This window comes from Parvibaculum sedimenti (assembly GCF_009184905.1).
GTDB classification, from domain to species: Bacteria; Pseudomonadota; Alphaproteobacteria; order Parvibaculales; family Parvibaculaceae; genus Parvibaculum; species Parvibaculum sedimenti.
The window spans coordinates 170,113-184,800 of the sequence record NZ_WESC01000003.1; the positions used below are offsets into that span (position 1 = coordinate 170,113).

Annotated in this window: 14 protein-coding genes; 9 read left to right on the forward strand and 5 right to left on the reverse strand. The window is 62.2% G+C overall.

What is annotated here, in order from left to right:
• The first annotated feature begins 80 nt into the window (after window positions 1-80).
• On the forward strand, window positions 81-650 hold the full coding sequence (locus F2P47_RS04385; RefSeq protein WP_185680942.1) for a PadR family transcriptional regulator: 570 nt from the start codon (window positions 81-83) through the stop codon (window positions 648-650).
• A gap of 3 nt (window positions 651-653) precedes the next feature.
• Here F2P47_RS04385 and F2P47_RS04390 read toward each other — a convergent pair whose 3' ends face one another.
• Entirely contained in the window at window positions 654-1,832 is a 1,179-nt protein-coding gene (locus F2P47_RS04390; RefSeq protein WP_152214951.1) for an ATP-binding protein, read from the reverse strand.
• A 206-nt stretch (window positions 1,833-2,038) separates the two neighbouring features.
• Between F2P47_RS04390 and F2P47_RS04395 the strand changes: the two genes are divergently transcribed.
• The gene (locus tag F2P47_RS04395) at window positions 2,039-3,286 is read left to right on the forward strand and encodes an MFS transporter (RefSeq protein ID WP_152214952.1); all 1,248 of its coding nucleotides are present in this window, start codon (window positions 2,039-2,041) and stop codon (window positions 3,284-3,286) included.
• A 58-nt stretch (window positions 3,287-3,344) separates the two neighbouring features.
• Complete coding sequence (locus tag F2P47_RS04400; protein WP_152214953.1) at window positions 3,345-4,121, forward strand: COG4705 family protein; 777 nt, start codon at window positions 3,345-3,347, stop codon at window positions 4,119-4,121.
• Between the two features lie 48 nt (window positions 4,122-4,169).
• Here the strand turns inward: F2P47_RS04400 and F2P47_RS04405 are convergent, their stop codons facing one another.
• Window positions 4,170-5,075 (reverse strand): crotonase/enoyl-CoA hydratase family protein, encoded by a 906-nt coding sequence (locus tag F2P47_RS04405; protein ID WP_152214954.1) that lies wholly within the window; start codon window positions 5,073-5,075, stop codon window positions 4,170-4,172.
• Between the two features lie 230 nt (window positions 5,076-5,305).
• Between F2P47_RS04405 and F2P47_RS04410 the strand changes: the two genes are divergently transcribed.
• The 5 genes from F2P47_RS04410 (at window position 5,306) to F2P47_RS04430 (ending at window position 10,685) form a co-directional block, all read left to right on the forward strand.
• The gene (locus F2P47_RS04410) at window positions 5,306-6,853 is read left to right on the forward strand and encodes an AMP-binding protein (protein ID WP_152214955.1); all 1,548 of its coding nucleotides are present in this window, start codon (window positions 5,306-5,308) and stop codon (window positions 6,851-6,853) included.
• 87 nt (window positions 6,854-6,940) lie between these two features.
• Entirely contained in the window at window positions 6,941-7,414 is a 474-nt protein-coding gene (locus tag F2P47_RS04415) for an OmpA family protein (protein ID WP_185680943.1), read from the forward strand.
• A 127-nt stretch (window positions 7,415-7,541) separates the two neighbouring features.
• Complete coding sequence (locus F2P47_RS04420) at window positions 7,542-7,994, forward strand: MaoC family dehydratase (RefSeq protein WP_152214957.1); 453 nt, start codon at window positions 7,542-7,544, stop codon at window positions 7,992-7,994.
• A 59-nt stretch (window positions 7,995-8,053) separates the two neighbouring features.
• On the forward strand, window positions 8,054-8,479 hold the full coding sequence (msrB, locus tag F2P47_RS04425) for a peptide-methionine (R)-S-oxide reductase MsrB (protein WP_152214958.1): 426 nt from the start codon (window positions 8,054-8,056) through the stop codon (window positions 8,477-8,479).
• A 112-nt stretch (window positions 8,480-8,591) separates the two neighbouring features.
• Window positions 8,592-10,685 carry a S9 family peptidase gene (locus tag F2P47_RS04430; RefSeq protein ID WP_152214959.1) on the forward strand — a complete coding sequence of 698 codons (2,094 nt, stop codon included), beginning with the start codon at window positions 8,592-8,594 and terminating at the stop codon, window positions 10,683-10,685.
• Between the two features lie 48 nt (window positions 10,686-10,733).
• On the opposite strand, the gene F2P47_RS04435 is transcribed toward F2P47_RS04430, so the two are convergent.
• Together F2P47_RS04435 and F2P47_RS04440 are read right to left on the reverse strand one after the other, a co-directional pair.
• Complete coding sequence (locus tag F2P47_RS04435; RefSeq protein WP_152214960.1) at window positions 10,734-11,264, reverse strand: DUF1254 domain-containing protein; 531 nt, start codon at window positions 11,262-11,264, stop codon at window positions 10,734-10,736.
• Window positions 11,261-11,836: a DUF1214 domain-containing protein gene (locus F2P47_RS04440; RefSeq protein WP_152214961.1), complete on the reverse strand. Its 576-nt coding sequence runs from the start codon at window positions 11,834-11,836 to the stop codon at window positions 11,261-11,263. The genes F2P47_RS04435 and F2P47_RS04440 overlap by 4 nt, the downstream gene beginning before the upstream one ends.
• A gap of 116 nt (window positions 11,837-11,952) precedes the next feature.
• Between F2P47_RS04440 and F2P47_RS04445 the strand changes: the two genes are divergently transcribed.
• Window positions 11,953-12,714: a DNA-binding transcriptional regulator gene (locus F2P47_RS04445; RefSeq protein ID WP_185680944.1), complete on the forward strand. Its 762-nt coding sequence runs from the start codon at window positions 11,953-11,955 to the stop codon at window positions 12,712-12,714.
• Here the strand turns inward: F2P47_RS04445 and F2P47_RS04450 are convergent.
• The gene (locus F2P47_RS04450; protein ID WP_152214963.1) at window positions 12,711-14,657 is read right to left on the reverse strand and encodes a glycoside hydrolase family 5 protein; all 1,947 of its coding nucleotides are present in this window, start codon (window positions 14,655-14,657) and stop codon (window positions 12,711-12,713) included. The genes F2P47_RS04445 and F2P47_RS04450 overlap by 4 nt on opposite strands.
• Between the last annotated feature and the right edge of the window lie 31 nt (window positions 14,658-14,688).

Genomic DNA, 14,688 nt, shown 5'->3' on the forward strand with positions numbered 1-14,688 from the left:
ATATTGACTTTAATAGTATTCATTAAATGATAGAGGTTTTAATATTTGCATTTTCTTACACTCTTGGTATTGAAGCACCCATGGGGGAGATCGCGAGGTTGCCATTGAATACGAGGGAGATTCTTCTGTGCCTGCTCTTGAACGGACCGATGGCCGGTTACGACATTAAAAAGGCGCTGGATGGCGACATCGCTGGCGTCCTCGACATACGCATCAGCAATCTCTACCCATTATTGAACGAACTAGCCGACAGTGGACTGGTGCAGTTCGTCCGCGTCGAACAAACAAGTCGACCGAACAAGAAGGTCTATTGCCTGACCGAAGCCGGACGCAAACTGTGTCTGGACGCACTGCTGCATTGCCGGATTCGTCAAAAATTTCGGTCTGAGTTGTTGTTTCCGCTGCAGTTCGCGTGCTTGCTGCCCGCCTCGCACATAGACCGGCTTCTCGACGACCGTCTCAGCGAACTGCGAGGATATCTTGATGAACTTGCTCGTTCATCCGTGCCGACAGCCGCTGCCTATCACAAGTTCAAGATCGGCCTCGCGCGGGCCATGATCGAGGCCGAACTGGAATATATCGTCAGCGAACGCCATTTGTTGACCGCAGACCCCCGAAGCCGAAAGCGAAGATCGTGCAACACTGCCTGAGCCTCAGGCCGCGTCGTTCTTCGCCTCGCGCAAAACGCGCTCGGCCGGCAAAACCGCCCGCACCCGCGTGCCCTTGTCGATCACGCTTTCGATCCAAAGCCGACCGCCATGCGCCTCGACCATCGCCTTGGTGAGCGGCAGGCCGAGCCCCGTTCCAGCCCGCGTACGCGTGAAGGAATTCTCCACCTGCTCGAACGGCTCCAGCACCTTTTCGAGCTTGTCTGCCGGAATGCCGATGCCGGTATCTGCGACGGCGAGTTCGAGCCCGCCATCGGCGCGTTCGGCGAAGGACAGCGTGATCCGTCCGCCCGCAGGCGTAAACTTGATGGCGTTCGACAGGAGATTGACGAGGATGCGCCGTATCTGCTGCTCATCGGCCATGATATGCGGCAGGTCGCTCGCCACGCGCATTTCGAACTGCACCCGCGCCGTCTCGACCGACTGGCGCAGCATGCGCGTCACTTCCTCACAGATTTCGAGCGGGCAAATCTCGGCGTCATGAAGATCGAAGCGTCCAGCCTCGATCTTCGCCATGTCGAGCAATTCGTTGATCATGTGCAGCAGGTGAACGCCACTGCCGTGAATGTCATGCACGTATTCGAGATAGCGCGAGGGCTGGATATCGCCGAAGAGCTGCATGCGCATCAGATCGGCAAAGCCGATGATCGCGTTGAGGGGGGTGCGAAGCTCATGGCTCATGCTGGCGAGAAACTGCGTCTTGCTTTCACTCGCCGCCTCCGCACGACGACGCTGCTGCTCCAGTTCCTCCGCGCGGCGCATGTTGATTTCCGCCATGACGCGCATCAGCACGGCGGCGGAGCCGAGCCCGATATACTGTTCCCTCTCCACCACGATGAACCCCTGCAGCGGCGAGCTGCCCGCAAGCTCCGAGAGCCGCGCATTGATTTCCTCGCAGCTCGCGCCCGCTTCGACGATGGTCGGCGACTTGTGCATCAGGGCGCTGATGGGCTGGCGGCCATAAATCTCGCGCCCGTACATGCGCACATAAACGAGCATGAAATCCAGCCGATTCACGAGACCGACGGGGCGGCCCTGCTCAACCACGGGAATGTTCAACACCTCGCCATCGGAAAGAAGAAAATCGAAAACCTCGGCGCACGTTATATCCGGGTCGATCGGCTCGACCGGTTCGGCTAGCTCGCGGGCTGTCGTCGTCATCATCCTGAACTCGAGGCTGAAGAATCGTGGCGCATCTGCGTCCCTTATCGCCCGCGTTTCCTTTACCACTGACTAAAACCGCGCCTTTCCAGTAGCTTGTCAAAAAAATTTCACATTGGTCGCCCCCCAAGCGAGCATCGAAGAAGCAAACGCGATAGAAGGCGACAAGGGACGGAGCGGTCAACGCCGCGAAGAGTGAGGGGAGTGTCATGGAGCGTCCGCGGGAACCGGCGGCGAAAGCCGCAGCGGACAGGGGTAACGAATTCGCCTGGTACATGTCGGGCGTCTGGATCTATTTCTTTTCGGCCGGCATCCAGGGCGTCCTCTTTCCCTGGATCGTCGCTATCGTTCTGCATGAAAGCTCCGACCGCGTCGGCATCGCCCAGATGCTCTCCATGCTACCCATGATGGTGCTCGGCCTTTTCGGCGGTGCCATGGCCGACCGGCGGGAACTCCGCACCCATCTCTTCCGCCTGCAACTCGCCGCCATCGTTCCGCCTGCGATCCTCGCCATGCTGATCTTCACGGGCTGGCTCAGCTATCCGCTGATGATCTGTTATGCGCTGCTCATGTCGGCGCTTGGCGGCTTCGTCATGCCCGCCCGCGATGCCATGCTCTCACGCGTCGCCGCGTCGCGGCCCGGCGGCCACATCCAGCACGCCGTCGCCCTTGTCATGGGCGGACAATTTCTCGCGCAGGTGATCGGCTATCTCGTAGCGGGCAGCGCGGTCATCGTCGGCGCACCCGCGCTCCTCGCCCTTCAATGCCTCGGCCTCGGACTTGCCGCCTTCACCACCTCGCGGCTTTCCGTTGTCCTGCCCACACCGCGTCCCGGCGCTCCCGCCCGCCGCTCACCCTTCCGCGACGTGCGCGAGGGGCTCGAAGCCGTCTGGCGGCATGAGAGCATCCGGCCCGTACTGCTCTATAGCTTCTTTTCCGGCGTGCTCTTCATGGGCGTCTTTCTCGTGCTCTTCCCGGTGCTTGTCTGCGACGTCTATCACGGCACATCCTTCGAGATCGGTTTCCTCAATATGTGCTTCTTTGGCGGCATCGGCTTTTCATCACTGATGCTGAGCCGCTTCCGCCCGATCAAACGTCAGGGCCGCATGATGATGCTCACGGGATTCACCGGCTCCATTGTCACCATACTCATGCATTTCGGCCCGCCGCTCTGGACGGTGAACCTGCTCGCGTTAATCTGGGGCCTCTCCGGCGGCATATCGATGAGCCAGTCCCGCGCCATTGTTCAGGAAGCGGCAACCGAGGCGCTGCGCGCCCGCATGCTCGCCGCGTTCCAGCTCGGCTCGATCGGCGGCGGCCCCATCGGCGCGCTCCTCACCGGCTTCGTCGCGAAATGGCTCGGGCCGCTCAACGCGCTGCTGGTGCCCTGCACCCTTATGATGGTACTCTGGCTCGCGATCTTCTTCTTCACGCCGCTATGGAACGTCGAAGCGTAGAACCGCAACTACACACCCAATCCCTGAAGCTCCGCTGTCCGCCTCGAAAGCCCATCACATGAACAAGTTCGACGAAGCCAGTTTGAGCAAGGTGCCCCAGGTCACTCTTGCCTTCTGGATCATCAAGGTCGCTGCAACGACACTCGGCGAAACCGGTGGCGACGCAGTGTCCATGTCGCTCAATCTCGGCTATGCCGTCAGCAGCATCATCTTCATTGGTATCTTTCTCGTGGCCGTCGTTGCGCAGGTCAGGGCGAAGGCCTTTCATCCCCTGCTCTATTGGGTGGTCGTCATCGCGACCACGACGGCGGGAACGACGATGGCCGATTTTGCCGACCGCTCATTGGGAATCGGCTATGCAGGCGGATCGTCGCTCCTTCTCGCGCTGCTCATCGCATCGCTCGGCATCTGGTACCGTTCGGCCGGCTCCGTTTCGGTCGCCGCCATCACCTCGCACAAGGTCGAGATATTTTACTGGGTGACGATCCTCTTCTCGCAAACGCTCGGCACTGCGCTTGGTGACTGGATGGCCGACACCAACGGGCTCGGCTATGAGGGTGGGGCGCTGGTCTTCGGCGCGGGGCTGGCGCTCGTCGCAGCCGCCTATTACTTCACGAAAATCTCGCACACGCTGCTGTTCTGGTTTGCCTTTATCCTGACGCGGCCGCTCGGCGCGACGGTCGGCGACTTGCTCGACAAACCCCTCGATCAGGGCGGCCTCGCCTTCAGCCGCTATACGGCCTCGGCGGTCCTCGCAGTCTTCATCATCGCCTGCATCCTGTTCCTGCCGCAAAAGGCGGGCAGCCATTCGGGTGCGAAGGCGCAGGCTGACTGACGCACAATTCCGAAGCCCGCCCGGAAGCGGACTTCGGATATGCAAGTCTCAGCTGTATTTCTTCTCGTCCCACCAGGGGAAGAAGGACGGCATGTCCGTCGAGACCTTGTTCGGATAGGTTGCCGGGCGCTTCTCGAGGAAGGACATGACGCCTTCCTTGGCGTCCGCCGAGGCCCCGCGCGCATAAATGGCGCGGCTGTCGATCTTGTGCGCTTCCATCGGATGATCCTGCGCCGAAAGACGCCACAGCATCTGCCGCGTCAGCGCAACGGAAACGGGCGCCGTATTGTCGGCGATCTCACGGGCTAGCGCCCGGGCGGCGGGAAGCAGCTCGTCAGCCTTGTAGACCTTCTTTACCAGACGGCCTTCCTGCGCTTCCTGTGCATCGAACACGCGGCCCGTATAGGTCCATTCGAGCGCTTGGGAAATGCCGACGATGCGCGGCAGGAACCAGCTCGAGCAAGCTTCCGGCACGATGCCGCGACGCGCAAAAACGAAGCCGAACTTCGCATTCTCCGACGCAAGACGGACATCCATCGCAAGCTGCATGGTAACGCCGATACCGACAGCCGGTCCGTTGACCGCAGCGATGACGGGCTTCAGGCATTCGTAAATGCGCAGCGTCACGCGGCCGCCGCCATCGCGCACGGAGGGGTGGCTCCAGTCGATTTCGCCGTTGGGCATAATGGGCGACGCGGCCTTGTCGGGCCGGTCATCGCGCTCGGCATAGTCGAACGTCTTGGCGCCCGCGGAGAGATCGGCACCGGCGCAGAAGGCGCGGCCCTCGCCCGTCACGATGATCGCGCGTACATTGTCGTCTGCATCCGCCTTGTCGAAGGCGTCGATCAGCTCGGACATCATTTCGCCGGTAAAGGCGTTCAGCTTGTCGGGCCGATTGAGCGTGATGGTCAGAATCCCTTCCGACACTTCGTATTTGATTGTCTGGTAGCTCATGCTTCCTCTCCCTGTTGATGGCAAATTGCCTGAATTTCTTGTCGTCTGCGCCGCGCCGCCCCTGCGTCAACGCGCATGAGTTGACGAGGCCATCATCTTGCGCTCACTTTCACGCAAAGATGTGGCGCGGCAAATGTCCCGCCCAGATATAACAACGGACCAACATAAAAGCGAAGTCCGGCTCGGCGGAGTACGTTTCCGTCCGTTCAGAGCCCCGGGAGAGGACCCTAATGCATCCCTATATTCACGCGCAGAAGACGCCGTCGAAACCCGCCTACATCATGGCCTCGACCGGCGAGACCGTCACTTTCAAGGAGCTCGACGAACGCTCCAACCAGCTCGCACATCTCTTTCGCGCGGCGGGCCTGAAGGCCGGCGACGCCATCGCGATCTTCATGGACAACAATGTCCGCTATTTCGAAATCTGCTGGGCTGCCCAGCGCGCCGGTCTTTATTTCACCTGCGTCCCCTCGCGCCTGACGGCCAGCGAAGTTGCGTACATCGTTGGCGATTGCGGCGCGCGCCTCCTCTTCGTCTCAAAGGCGCTGGAGCCGGTTGCCGCCCAGCTCGTTGCGGAGAAGCTCGTCCCCAAGGTCGAGCGCTGCTTCGCCATCGGCGGCGACATCCCCGGCTACGAGACCTATGAAGAGGCGCGCAACGCCTTCCCGACGACACCCATCGCCGACCAGAGCGCCGGCACCGACATGCTCTATTCGTCCGGCACGACCGGCCGCCCGAAAGGCGTGAAGCACCCGCTGACCGGCGGTGCCATCGACGAGGAGACTGGCCTCACCGGCCTCGCCCAGCTGCTCTACGGCTTCGACGAGAACACCATCTATCTCTCACCCGCGCCGCTCTACCACGCAGCGCCGCTCCGCTGGTGCATGACCGCCCAGCGCCTCGGTGGCACCGTCATCGTCATGGAACATTTCGACGCCGAGGAAGCGCTGAAGCTCATCGAAAAGTACAAGGTCACGCACAGCCAGTGGGTGCCGACCATGTTCGTTCGCATGCTGAAAATGCCGGAAGACGTTCGCAAGAAGTACGACGTCTCCTCGCTGAAAGTGGCGATCCATGCCGCCGCCCCCTGCCCCGTGCCGGTGAAGCAGCAGATGATCGACTGGTGGGGTCCGGTGATCTTCGAATATTATGCAGGTTCGGAAGGCAACGGCTTCTGCGCGCTCGACTCGAAGGAATGGCTCTCCCACAGGGGCTCCGTCGGCAAGGCGCTCAACGCAATCGTCCATATCTGCGACGACGAAGGCAACGAGCTTCCGGTCGGAGAAGCGGGCACGATCTATTTCGAAAGCGCCACGCAGTTCGAATATCACAACGACCCGAAGAAAACCGCCGAGAGCCGCCACTCCAAGGGCTGGTCGACGCTGGGGGACATCGGCCGCCTCGACGAGGAAGGCTATGTCTATCTCACCGACCGCAAGGCCTTCATGATCATCTCGGGCGGCGTCAACATCTACCCGCAGGAAGCCGAGAATACGCTGGTCCTCCATCCGAAGGTCGCGGACGTCGCGGTCATCGGCGTGCCCAACGAGGATTTCGGCGAAGAGGTGAAGGCCGTCGTTCAGCCTGTCGACTGGACCGACGCAGGCCCGGCGCTTGAAGCGGAGCTCCTCGAGTTCTGCAAGCAGCATTTGTCGCCCATCAAATGCCCGCGTTCGATCGACTTCGAGGAGCAGTTGCCGCGCCATCCGACGGGCAAGCTCTACAAGCGCCTCATTCGCGACCGGTACTGGGGCAACAAGGAATCGAAGATCGTTTGATGACATCCGCGGGCGGCCATTGGCCGCCCGCATGGTTTCCGGCGGTCAATATGCTAGGTTGGGCCACCGAATCTGATGGGGGCAAACATGCACATCGAACGTCTGGCGCTTGCCGCCGCAGGACTTGCGGTCTCTATCGCCCTGCTCGCAACGACGCCTGCCATGGCCGACGAGGTCTCGACCTATGGCGGCCGCTGCCGGAACAACCCCGGCGCGGGCCGCGCTTTCACCCAGGACTACTACGTCTATTTCGACACCAATTCGAGCCGCATCAAGCCGGACGGCCAGGAGCGGATCGAATATGTCCATGGCCTCGCCACCGGCAAACAGGCAGGCCAGATCTGCCTTTTCGGCAAGTCGAGCAAGACGGGCGACGAGGCAGCCAATGCCCGCCTCGCCCGCAAGCGCGCGGCGAATGTGGCCCATGCCTTCGAGGCCCTGGGCTGGCCGCGCTCCAAGATCGTTATTGTGCCGGAAGGCGAGGCATGGGGCTGGCTCAATGAGGCCCTGACCTCGGATTCCGAGGACGACCGCCGCGTCCGCATGCGGCTTTCTTTCTAAAAGCCGCCGCCGGCCCCCCTACCGATTCCCGGTTGGCGGCGCGGCCCCACGCGGCTAGTTTACCCGCCAACGGGGCCGGGCTCCCGGTCCCTGCAGAATACCCCATAATTCGAACGGGAGACAGCGCATGCGCACCTTCAATACAGTCGCCGACTACATCGCCGAAAAAGGCAACGAGATCGGTGTCAGCGATTGGGTCCAGATCGACCAGGACCGGATCAACAAGTTCGCCGACGCGACGGGCGACCATCAGTGGATCCATGTCGATCCCGAGCGCGCCAAGAAAGAGCTCGGCATGCCCACCATCGCGCATGGCTATCTCACCCTGTCGCTGCTCCCCTACCTCATGGGCATGGTCAGCACGGTCAAGAGCGCGACCCGTGGCATCAACTACGGCTCGAACTCGGTGCGCTTCACCCAGATGGTGCCGGTCGGTTCCAAGGTCCGCGCCCGCGTGAAGCTGAAGGACGCGCAGCCCAAGGCCGGCGGCTGGCAGGTCACCAATGAAGTGACGATGGAAATCGAGGGCCAGGAGCGCCCGGCAATGGTCGCCGAGACGCTGAGCCTCATTTTCGAATGAGATACCGCCCGCGCCGCCTCCTGCGGCGCGGGCATTCTTCTCTCAGCGGAGGTCTCCCCATGTCCGACAAGTCCCGCCCCAAGGTGGTCAAAAGCGAAGCGGAATGGCGCGAAGAACTGACGCCCGAGCAATATCAGGTAACGCGGCAGTCCGGCACCGAGCGCGCCTTCACCGGCCCCTGGCTCGACGAGCATCGCAAGGGCACCTTCCACTGCGTCGCCTGCGGCGCGCCCCTTTTCCGCTCCGAAACGAAATATGAAAGCGGCTCCGGCTGGCCTAGCTTCTTCGCTCCCATCATGCAGGACGCCGTCGACGAGCATGAAGACGTCTCTCACGGCATGCGCCGCATCGAAGCGCGCTGTGCCACCTGCGAGGCCCATCTCGGCCACGTCTTCCCCGATGGCCCCCGCCCCACCGGCCTGCGCTTCTGCATGAACGGCACCGCGCTCGACTTCGAACCTGACGATGATCAGGAAGCGCCCTGATCCGGATTATTGATGTCACCCCGGCTTCATCCCGGGGTCCAGGGGCCGCTTGCTCCGTGCTTGTTGCCCCTGGATCCCGGCACAAGGCCGGGATGACAGATAGAGTTGCAGCATGAACCTCACGCCCCCCGCCTCTGCCCCCATCGCCGCCAAACACCTGGCATCCGACACCCACCACGGCATCACCCGTACGGATGACTACGCATGGCTGCGCGATCAGAACTGGCGCGATGTGATGCGCGACCCCGCCGCGCTCTCGCCCGATATCCGCGCCTATCTCGAAGCCGAAAACGACTACACCGACGCTGCCCTCGCACCACTTGGCGATTTGCGCGAAACGCTCTTTGCCGAGATGAAAGGGCGCATCAAGGAGGAGGACGCCTCGGTTCCCTCACCCGACGGCCCCTTCGCCTATTACCTCCGCTATGCGCAGGGCTCGCAGCATCCGATCTTCTGCCGCCTCGACACGGAGGGATCGGAACAAGTCCTGCTCGACTGCAACAAGGAAGCCGAAGGCGAAGCCTATTTCCGTATCGGCGAGGTCGACCACGCGCCGATGCATGACCTCGTCGCCTGGACGGCAGACCGCAAAGGCTCGGAATATTTCACTATCCGCGTTCGCGACGCCGCGACGGGCAAGGACCTCGCCGACGAGGTGCCCGACACCTCCGGTGACATCGCATGGGATGCGAACGGCAAGAGCTTTCTCTATGTCCATGTCGATGAAGAGCACCGTCCGCTCAAGGTCTTCCGTCACATTGTCGGCACGCACGCCAAGGACGATACGCTCGTCTATGAGGAAGAAGATCACGGCTTCTATGTCGACGTCGGCAAGACGCAGAGCGGGCGCTTCCTTCTCATCGACATACATGACCATCAGACGAGCGAACTCCGCCTCATCCCGGCTGGCGCACCCGCGACACCGCCGCGCCTCGTCGCGGCGCGGGAGCATGGCGTCGAATACGACATCGAGCATGATGAGGACCGCGAGCGCTTCCTCATCCTCACCAATGTCGATGGCGCGGAAGATTTCAAGCTCATGGAAGCGCCGGTCGCCGCGCCTGAACGCGCGAACTGGCGCGATTTCGTGCCCCATCGTCCCGGCACGCTCGTCCTTGCGCATGTCGCCTATCGCAACCACCACGCGCGGCTCGAACGCCGCGACGGCCTGAGCCGCATCGTCATCCGCCGCCTTGGCGACGGCGCGGAACACGAAATCGGTTTCGACGAGGAGGCCTACGACCTCAACCTCTCGTCGGGCTACGAATACAACACGACGCGCACGCGCTTTGCCTACAACTCCATGACGACCCCGTCGGAAGTCTATGACTACGACATGGAGAGCCGCGCCCGTACGTTGAGAAAGCGCCAGGAAGTTCCCTCCGGTCACAACCCGGCCGATTACGTCACGCGGCGTATTTTTGCCAAGGCTGGCGACGGCGAACTCGTTCCCGTCTCGCTGCTCTATCGCAAGACGACGAAGCTCGACGGCAGCGCGCCCTGTCTTCTCTATGGCTACGGCTCTTACGGCATCAGCATCCCCGCCTCCTTCTCGGTGACGGCGCTGTCGCTTGTCGATCGCGGTTTCGTTTATGCCATCGCACATATTCGCGGCGGCAAGGAAAAAGGCTATCGCTGGTATTCGGACGGCAAGCTCCTGAAGAAACGCAACACCTTCACCGACTTCATCGCGGCAGGCGAGCATCTGGCGAAAGAGGGCCTCACCTCACGCGGGCGGATCGTCTGCCATGGCGGCAGCGCGGGCGGCATGCTGATGGGCGCCGTCGCCAACATGGCGCCCGATCTCTTCAACGGCATCATCGCGGAAGTGCCCTTTGTCGATGTCATGGCAACCATGCTCGACGCATCGCTGCCGCTGACACCGCCCGAATGGCATGAATGGGGCAATCCCATCGAGGATGAGGACGCCTATAAATACATGGCGTCCTACTCACCTTACGACAATGTGCGCGCGCAATCCTATCCGCACATCTTCGCTCTTGGCGGCCTCACAGATCCGCGCGTGACCTATTGGGAACCCGCGAAATGGGCGGCGAAGCTCCGTGCTCTCCGCACCGACGCAAACCTCACACTTCTTCGCATCAACATGGAAGCGGGGCATGGCGGCGCGCCCGGCCGTTTCGAGCGGCTGAAGGAAGTGGCACTCGTCTACTCGTTCGCGCTCGCCGTCAGCGATAGCATCTGATCGAAGCGGGGCCGCACCCCCTCCTCGGACTGCGGCCCCGTTCGGCGCTCACCCCTGAAAGGGAGCGCAAGTCCCCTTCTTGCGGACCTCATCAAGTGCCGGGAAGGCCTCCGCGCTCTCGACCACGCGCCGCACCAGAACGAGCCCCTTGGCAGTCGGCGCCGTCACAACGTCCGTGCCTTCAGGGACGTTCGCGGGGGCCGCGCCCTTCGGCACGATGACGACATCGAGTTCCTTGCCCTTGGCCTCGCGATCGTTGCGCACGAAATAATTGTCCGTCGTCGAGGAGTAGAGCGCGACCGAGGTGTAGGGCCCGGTCAGCGGCACCTGCACACGCACGGCCCCCTTCGAGAGATCGAGAATGCAGACCGAGTAGGCGAGATCTGGGCTCGGCCGCACGACGCGCCGCGCCGCCGCGGTCGCAAGCGGCATCTCGACGAACTTGTTCACCTCCGCATCGCCGGCGATTGCGCTCATCACCTTCGCCATGATGACGCGCGGCAAGGCCTGTACCGTCGCCACATGAACGGCGCCAGCGACAATGGCCACGCCGACGATAAATGTCAGGATGCGCTTCATTTGCAGCTCTCCTTCGTAATGCGGGGAAGTTCCGCCGAAGCCGGCGCGGCTGAGACCTCTGCATCCGGATTATAGAAGCGCGCCGTCATGTCGAAGCTCTGCCCCCGCTTCACCGGCAGCCAGTTGCCTTCCTGACGATCCGCCGAAACGCGCACGATATAATGCCCATCCGCCTCGCGCTTCACTGTCGTCTTGGCGAAGGAGTAAACATTGGCTTCGTTCGGAATGAGAAAGCTGTCGGGCCCATAGGCCGTGACGCTCCACCAGCGCGCGGCGAGATCCTTGCCTTCGACCACATAGGTACAATCGCCCGAGAGCGGTTTGCCCGCGTCGTCGGTCGAGGCTGTGTAATACATGGTCTCCTTCCGATCGAGCGCGAGAAGACCGTAAAGCGCGACGCGCGCCCGCGTATACATGTCCGCGTTGGCGCTGCCGAAATCGGTTCCGGTTTTCCAGGGGCCGACGCTGTAGCCACCATCGAGCGCGCCGAGCCTCAGCATGAAAGCGGCAGAGCCGACGCCGAGCGCGAGCCCCAGCACGATAATGCCGCCCCAATAGGCGAATCTTTTCATCGCTATTCTCCTCTTCGTCGGGGCCCGGCGCCGAGCCCCGCCTAACTAGGCAGGACATGCCCGCCGATGCGCGTTCAAAGTTTTGCAATTCCGCAATACGGAATTATGATCGCGTCATGGACAATCAGCCGGTACAGCCCGTCCTCCGGGCACTGCATATTCTCGAAGCGCTCAACAAGGAGACGGTGACGACGCTCGAGCGGTTGCATGAGCGAACGAAACTGCCGAAGCCCACTCTCGTCCGGCTGCTCGAGACTCTGATTGCCGGCAAATATGTGCGCCGCGTCTCGCGCCGCGCGGGCTACAGCCTGACAGCTCGCGTCCTGCGCCTGTCCGATGGCTTCCGCCATACCGATCAGGTTGTGGAGGCGGCACGTCCCGTCATGCATGCCCTCACCGCCGAGCATAAATGGCCGGTCGCGCTTGCGACCTTCGATGGCGACGCGATGCTCGTGCGCACCGGCACTCTTCGCAAGAGTCCGCTCGGAACAGGTCCTGACTATCTCGACGCGCGCCTGCCGATACTCCTTTCAGCACTTGGCCGCGCTTATATCGCTTTTTGTCCGGAGACGGAGCGTCAGACGATCCTTTCGGTTCTGCGCTTGTCGAAAGCCCCCACGAATGCCATGGCGAAGGACGAAAAAGCCGTGACGCGTCTCATCGCTGAAATCCGGAAACGTGGCTATGCCTCTACGGCCCCCATGCCCGGCGAACCTGCCACGGGCCTCGCCGTGCCTGTCATGCAGGGCAATCAGGTCGTCGCCACGCTCACCATGCGCTATTTCGGCTCGGCCATGACCGAGGAGGAGGCGACACGCCGCTACCTCGCTCCCATGCGCGCCGCCGCCGACGCCATCTCGGCGTCGCTTGCAGACTAGCGTATTGGCGTAATGCTCACGCCCACCTTGCCCGGCATATCCGCCCGCACCAGCAGGCGTTGATTGGCGTCATCCCGCACCGCCGAGCCCCCTTCAACTTCAACCGTGAAACCCTTGGGATATTGAAGCCTCGGCACGAAGATTTCCGTCTCGCCCTCGCGCGTCGCCTCATAGACATAGCGGAACGCACCCGTCTCGCGCTTGAACTTCATCTTCAGCGGACGGCCCGCCGTTGTCCGCGCATAGGGCCTGACGAACCCTTCGAGCGCGCGCCCGCCACTGTTGATGTCGTTGGCAGAGCCGCCTTGATCGGCGGAATAGATGGAAAGATCTTCCTGGTTCCAGCCGTCCCCCACCGCCTGATCGTTACGGTTCGACGCCGTATAATTCCACTGCGTCGAGGAGATGAGCAGCGCGTCCATCGCGTTGTACATGAGATCGAGCGCGACCACATGCTCTTCCCACGGCTTTGAACTGCGGTCGCCCTCGGCCCAGGCCTTGTAGGCTGCCGCGTGGTCGAGATCGAACGGAATGCCGAATTCGCCGATCAGCGTGGGCGCGCCAAGGCCCTCGTTGAGAGAGCTGCCGAGGCTCTTGATGAAGGCGAGATTGCGCGTATAGGAATCCTCGCGCGCCTGCATCTGTTCGGGCGTCTCCGGAATCCTGAATTCCTTGGTCACCAGCGTTCCCACATCGTACCAGTGGCTCGCATTGACGGTGCCGCGCGGCGTTTCCTTCGGGAAGCCGTGTCCGAGCCGCCACGGGTCGACCTCCGCGAAGAGAAGCCAGTCGGGATCGATGCCGCGAACCCGGTCGGCAACGCGGTGAAAGAAGGGCGACATGAAATCCCGCTCCATGGAGACGACGTGTCCGCTGCGCTTCATGAAGAAGAATTCGTCGACAACCTCGACACCACCGTCCTTGACGCGATAGGCCCCTGCCCGCTCGAAGGGGCATTCCGCGCCCTTGAGCCAGATCGAAACCTCGGCGGCGTTGACCCGCTCGTCATCCATGCGGACGATCTTGCCCGCCGCCTTGTCGACACGGAAATTCGGAATGTCACGCGAGAGCCCGCGCGCGACAGCGAGCCCGTCAATCGGCGACCAGGCAAGCCCCGGCTGCGGCCCGCTCCTGTCGAGCTCGCTGGGGCCGACATGGCGATAGCTCATATGCTTCTCGACATAGCCGGAACCCGGCTCGTTGAGCGAGTCGAAGCCGAGCACGTTCGGCAAGCCCTTCACACGATGCGCGACGGCCTCCATCGCACCGAGATAGTGATCCTGCAGGAAGTCCTGCACGTTCCGGCCTTCGACCATGAAGTCCGGACAGAAGGCCTTGCCGGCGAAGAAGAAAGTCCACATCAGCGCGTTCGCCGGATAGCGGTAGTTCTGCGACCAGGTCATCGTCGGATAGCGGTCTTCCTGCCGCCCGCCCCGCGCGAAGTCATATTTGTATTGCATCACATGCGCCGCGCCCGCCGCGTGGAACTTCGTGAAGTCGAGGCCGACAGTCTCGAAGGTCCATCCCGGCGCGCCGTCGCCGCCCGTCATCCGGCTCCAGACATCCTGATGAAAGTCGATGAAGACATAGAGCCCGTGCTCGTCCGCCATGCGGCAGATCGTGGCGAAATAATCGAGATAGGCCTCATCATAATTGCCCGGCCCCGCATGCTCGACGGCCTCCCATGTCGTCAGCAGGCGGACGCAATTGAAACCCCATGCCTTAAGCCTGCCGAGATGTTCCGCGGCCTCGGCAAGCGGAAAAGGGCGGCCGATGAAGGAGACGGTACGGTGATCGGAAAAATCGGTCGGAATATTCGTGTAGCCGTTCGGCGTGAATGGAACCTTGCAATCGCCGCCGAGATTGACACCCCGCAGGATATGCGTCCTGCCATCCTCACCCTCGAACCATTCGCCTTCGATCTGGAGCCGCGGTAACGCCATTCTCTTCTCCCCATCAGGTTGTTGGGATTGA